1 protein-coding gene is annotated in these 254 nt (G+C 63.0%); it reads left to right on the forward strand.

Annotated elements, in window-relative coordinates; translation table 11 throughout:
- Window positions 1-254 (forward strand): DDE-type integrase/transposase/recombinase (locus NFX52_RS30735; protein ID WP_252636050.1); only part of this gene is annotated, 254 nt, incomplete at both ends.

Here is a 254-nt window from a genome sequence, read left to right on the forward strand (position 1 = left end):
GAATGGCAACGTTTCGAGCACGAACTGCCCAATGGCCTGTGGCAGATGGATTTCAAGGGCTACTTCGAGACGGCCAGTGGCCGCTGCTCGCCGCTGACCCTGCTGGACGATCACTCTCGCTTCGCATTGGCCACGACGGCTTGTAGCAAGACCGACGCTGCCACGGTCCAGACGCTGCTGCAGGGGGTCTTTGAGCGCTATGGGCTGCCTGCGCGCATCAATTCCGACAACGGCTCGCCCTGGGGCTCACCCAG

The organism is Acidovorax facilis, from assembly GCF_023913775.1.
Taxonomy (GTDB): domain Bacteria; phylum Pseudomonadota; class Gammaproteobacteria; order Burkholderiales; family Burkholderiaceae_C; genus Acidovorax; species Acidovorax facilis.